We start from the raw sequence: 3,268 nt of genomic DNA on the forward strand, positions 1-3,268 counted from the left end.
GTGGTGTCGCAGGGTCTGAAGTTGGGGTACAAGGCGTCGGCGGAGCAGTTCGGGCCGCGGGAGCTGGTGGAGCTGGCGGTGCTGGCGGAGGAACACGGGATGGATTCGGCGACGGTGTCGGATCATTTCCAGCCGTGGCGGCACAACGGGGGGCATGCGCCGTTCTCGTTGGCGTGGATGACCGCGGTGGGTGAGCGTACCTCGCGGTTGCAGTTGGGGACCTCGGTGCTGACCCCGACGTTCCGGTACAACCCGGCGGTGATCGCGCAGGCGTTCGCGACGATGGGGTGCCTGTATCCGGGGCGGGTGATGCTCGGGGTCGGCACCGGGGAGGCGCTCAACGAGATCGCCACCGGGTATGCGGGGGTGTGGCCGGAGTTCAAGGAGCGGTTCGCGCGGTTGCGGGAGTCGGTGGCGTTGATGCGCGAGTTGTGGACCGGGGAGCGGGTCGACTTCGACGGGGAGTACTACACCACGAAGGGGGCGTCGATCTACGACGTGCCCGAGGGCGGGATCCCGGTGTACATCGCGGCGGGGGGTCCGGTGGGGGCGCGGTATGCGGGCCGGGCGGGGGACGGGTTCATCTGCACCTCGGGTAAGGGGATGGAGCTCTACACCGAGAAGTTGTTGCCGGCGGTGGCCGAGGGTGCGGGCAAGGCCGGGCGGGACGCCGGGGCGATCGACAAGATGATCGAGATCAAGATCTCCTACGACACCGATCCGGAGCGGGCGCTGGAGAACACCCGGTTCTGGGCGCCGTTGTCGCTGACGGCGGAGCAGAAGCACAGCATCGACGATCCGGTGCAGATGGAGGCGGCGGCCGATGCGCTGCCGATCGAGCAGGTGGCCAGGCGGTGGATCGTGGCGTCGGATCCGGACGAGGCGGTGGAGAAGGTCGCGGCGTATGTCGACGCGGGGCTGAACCATCTGGTGTTCCACGCGCCGGGGCACGATCAGCGGCGCTTCCTCGACCTGTTCGAGCGCGACCTCGCGCCGCGCCTGCGCGCGCTGGCCTGACGCGGCTGCGCCGCCGGTGCGTCCTTTGGGCTGTTCCAGCCGCCCGAAGGACACACCGGCGACGACGTCGCCTGTAGGTCAGGCGGTCCCGCCGCGCAGCGTCTCGGACGGGCTGGCGCCGAACTTGCGCCGGTACGCGGCGGCGAACCGCCCGGTGTGCATGATGCCCCAGCGGAGGGCGACATCGGATACCGTTGCACTGGAATCGCTTCGGGACAGATCGGTGTGCACCCGCTCGAGCCGGACGTCGGCGAGATACTCCATCGGCGTCATGCCGACGCACTCGCGGAAGCCCTGCTGGATGCGGCGGACGCTGACGCCGACGAGCTCGGCCATCTCCGCGGCGGTCCACGGGCGCGCCGGATCCTGCTGGACCGCGTCCATCACCCGTTTGACGATCCGTGGCCGCACCCCGGTCGGGCCGTCACCGTCGTCCGGTGCGGCGGCGAGCACGAGCGCGGTCGTGACGGCGCGGCAAAGTTGTTCGGCCACCTGGCCGCTGCGCAGCAGGACGTTGTCCCGCAGCGACTCGTCGGCGACCGCTCGGACGAGGCGCAGCCAGTCGGCCCCCGCTCCCGCCCGCAGATCCAGCTGCGCGGGCAGCTGCCTACCCGGACGGGGGAGCAGGCGGTCCATCTCGCGCTGCATGTAGTCGCGGTCGACCTTGAACCCGATGATCTCGCACGAACTGCTCCACCGGGTAATGACGGTGGGGGTGTCGGGTGGGCAGACCGTCGCCAGCCCGGGAGCCGACACGACCTCGTCGCGGCCGACGGCGGTGACCAGATGCCCGGTCAGGGGAATATTGATGCCGTACGCGCCGGGATGCTCGGAACGGATCGACACGTCCACGCCGAAGCCGATCCGCGCCAGCCGCGCGGCGCCGAGCTGGGTCGATTCCAGCGACGTGCGGGCGGCGGGCCCGCGGCTGAGGAGCGTCAGCTGGTGCGGGAAGTACGCCTGGGACACCACGTCGTGCACTTCGTCCCAGTCCGTGAAGCCGCGGCTTTCCGGTGCTCGCATTCGCCCTTCCAACCCTCCCAACTGGTGCCGTGCCGGTATGTGGGCAGCTCCCCACGCTAGCACCGTACTGTGACGACGGTCACGTGCCGCCCGGATGATCCGGTGCGTTCCGAGCCCGCTTCGCAATGCGGATCGCACCTTCGCAATGCGGATCGACGGAGTGTGATCCGGGTCATACGTTGGTTCTCGTTCCGGATCGACCTGCGATCGCACATCGTGCAGAAAGGCGGTCTCCTCATGGACCAGCGAGCACTTCGCAACATCTTCGGTCAGTTCGCCAGCGGGGTCACTGTGGTCACGTGCGCCAACGCCGAGGGCACCCCGCACGGGGCCACGGTCACGGCCTTCACCGCCATCTCGCTGGAGCCGAGGTTGTGCCAGGTGACGCTGACGCGGACGTCGAAGGCGTGCGGCTACCTCGACGACGCGCCGTTCGCCGTGAACATCCTGGCGGCCGACCAGCTCTCCACCGCACTGCATTTCGCCGGCAGACCGCAGGCCGTCGCGCCGACATGGGACGACACCGGAATCGCACCCGCCCTCCTCGGCAACGCGGCCACCCTGATCTGCCGCCCGTGGGCCGAATACGACGGCGGTGACCACGTCATCTTCGTCGGCGAGATCGTCGACGCCTCCGTCGACGCCGAGAAGGACCCGCTCCTGTTCTTCCGCAGCACCTTCCACGACCTCGGGGACCGGTCCGGCTCGACCGCGTGGAACGGGTGCCTCGACGATCCGCACAGCGGATGGTTCGACGCCACCACCACATTCACCCCACTGCCCTCGCAGCTCGCCCGCACTGCCTCCTGACCCCGCTCCCACCTCTTTCGAAGGGAAGACCATGACCACCACCGAAGCAGCCCCCGCTACCGGCACCGTCGACCGGTCGAAGGTGAACGTCGCCGCGGACCACCCGGCCAATCAGCAGCAGACCTTCGCCTCGCGGCCGATGACCGGCGACGAGTACATCGCGTCGATCGACGACGGTCGCGAAATCTACCTGCACGGCGAGCGCGTCAAGGACTTCACCAACCATCCGGCGTTCCGCAACTCCATCCGCATGACGGCGCGCCTCTACGACTCGCTGCACACCGGCGAGCACGTCGGCACCCTCACCTGTCCCACCGACACCGGCAACGGCGGGGTGACCATGCCGTTCTTCCGCACCCCGAAGTCCGCCGACGACCTGCGAGCCGACCGCGACGCCATCGCCACCTGGGCGCGGATG

At 69.3% G+C, this 3,268-nt stretch carries 4 protein-coding genes; 3 read left to right on the top strand and 1 reads right to left on the bottom strand.

From position 1 onward, the window contains the following. Window positions 1-3: 3 nt before the first annotated feature. Window positions 4-1,017 (top strand): glucose-6-phosphate dehydrogenase (coenzyme-F420), encoded by a 1,014-nt coding sequence (fgd, locus tag CQZ88_RS02555; protein WP_102799210.1) that lies wholly within the window; start codon window positions 4-6, stop codon window positions 1,015-1,017. A gap of 78 nt (window positions 1,018-1,095) precedes the next feature. On the opposite strand, the gene CQZ88_RS02560 is transcribed toward fgd, so the two are convergent. Beyond that, window positions 1,096-2,040, bottom strand: coding sequence for an AraC family transcriptional regulator (locus tag CQZ88_RS02560; protein ID WP_050035677.1), 945 nt, complete (start codon window positions 2,038-2,040; stop codon window positions 1,096-1,098). A 237-nt stretch (window positions 2,041-2,277) separates the two neighbouring features. Here CQZ88_RS02560 and CQZ88_RS02565 point away from each other — a divergent pair, with 237 nt between their 5' ends. Beyond that, window positions 2,278-2,850, top strand: a complete 573-nt coding sequence (locus tag CQZ88_RS02565; protein WP_044476278.1) for a flavin reductase family protein — start codon at window positions 2,278-2,280, stop codon at window positions 2,848-2,850. A 31-nt stretch (window positions 2,851-2,881) separates the two neighbouring features. After that, the coding region (locus CQZ88_RS30365; protein ID WP_308410777.1) for a 4-hydroxyphenylacetate 3-hydroxylase N-terminal domain-containing protein at window positions 2,882-3,268 on the top strand (387 nt) is incomplete at its 3' end.

The sequence above is a fragment of the Rhodococcus sp. ENV425 genome (genome assembly GCF_002887785.1).
Classification (GTDB): domain Bacteria; phylum Actinomycetota; class Actinomycetes; order Mycobacteriales; family Mycobacteriaceae; genus Rhodococcus; species Rhodococcus aetherivorans.

Excerpts from the sequence above, each read along its gene's own strand:
- CQZ88_RS02560 (WP_050035677.1), bottom strand. The coding sequence starts at position 2,040 with ATGCGAGCACCGGAAAGCCGCGGCTTCACGGACTGGGACGAAGTGCAC.
- CQZ88_RS02565 (WP_044476278.1), top strand. The coding sequence starts at position 2,278 with ATGGACCAGCGAGCACTTCGCAACATCTTCGGTCAGTTCGCCAGCGGG.